Raw genomic sequence first — 1,272 nt, 5'->3', positions numbered from 1 at the left:
CTAGTACTACTCCGCTAGATCTGTAGGACCTGGAGGCGCAGGCGCTGGATGAAGTGGTGCCTGCGCGCTCGGGATTGCTTCCTGCGGCGCTGCTCCGACCAGTAAAGGCCCAGCTCAACGACGTGATCATCGTTGCGGTTGAGATTGAACAGCCGTCGGATCTCAGCGATGGTCAAGGGGATCAGGCGCTGGATGGGACGGGCCGCCGGCAGGGCCTGTGGCAGGCCCGGTTCAGGCGGGTTCGCCGGATCTGCGTCCAGAATCGCCGGACGTTGTCCACAGGCAGTGGGCCCCCTTTTTCTCGGTGTGCCGGACGATGGCCAAAAAGGCCAAGGCGAGCATGGCCAGCGTCACATGCCGGTACCACGCGTGATACAGCCGGAACTGATACTGATCCAGCCCGGCTTCCTGCTTGGCCGCTTCAAAACATTCCTCGATGGGCCAACGCAAACCAATCACCGCCACCAGCTCCGACGCGCCTTCTCCCCGCGGGTTGTAGCAGTGGAAGTAGGCCAGCTCCCCATCGGAGACGTTGCGCCGCATCACGTACTGGTGGCCGTCACCGCGATCCACCATCGCCCAGTCGTAGACCCGGAAGCCTTTGGTGCCGATTCCGCAGGCGCGGCGGGACCAGGCGGAAGGTTTCAGTCCGGCGGCGATGTCCTCGATACGGGTCCGGCAGCCGGCGGCGGTCGTGATACTCCCGGTCGTCACGTCGGTGGTCTTGGGTACGGCCATGCAGTACGCGATATCCCGCTCCTGCAGAAAGGCGCGCAGGCCGGGATTTTGGCCGAACTCCTCATCGGCGGTAAACCAGGCGAACGGCACCCCAGCCGCCACCGTCCGCTCGATCATGGCCTGGACCTGCTGCGGACGCGTAGCGAAGCCCACCTCGTCGGGAATGCGTGCCTCACGCCGCCGATCCATGTCAGCGCACCAGGATTTCTCCGGCAGGTACAACTCCCGATCGATCAGCACCCGGTCCCCGGATCGGTTGGCGTAGGCGAGGAACACGCCGATCTGGCAGTTGTCGATCCGGCCCAGCGTGCCGGAATATTGCCGCTGGACCCCGGCGGACTTCGGCCCTTTCTTGGCGAACCCGGTGGGATCGCCGATCAAGATCCCCCGCTCGTCGGCCAGGTGCTTCAGCGCATAGGCCCGTACGTCATCGCGGAGCTCGTCGGCGTCCCACGGGGTCAAACTCACGAACCGCTGTAGCGCGGAGGGGCAACGTTCGCCGGCGTACTCCGCGATCGTCTCGGAGTTCTTCCG

At 65.0% G+C, this 1,272-nt stretch carries 1 protein-coding gene; it reads right to left on the bottom strand.

The genetic code is table 11. The annotated features are described in order from the left end of the window. Positions 1 to 231: 231 nt before the first annotated feature. The coding region (locus ABGB18_RS49305; RefSeq protein WP_347702656.1) for an IS701 family transposase at positions 232 to 1,272 on the bottom strand (1,041 nt) is incomplete at its 5' end.

Origin of the sequence: Nonomuraea sp. B12E4 (assembly GCF_039871825.1) — a bacterium.
In the GTDB taxonomy this organism is placed as follows: domain Bacteria; phylum Actinomycetota; class Actinomycetes; order Streptosporangiales; family Streptosporangiaceae; genus Nonomuraea.
The sequence above is the reverse complement of the archived record's forward strand: the minus strand, read 5'-3'. Positions and strand labels throughout refer to the sequence as shown.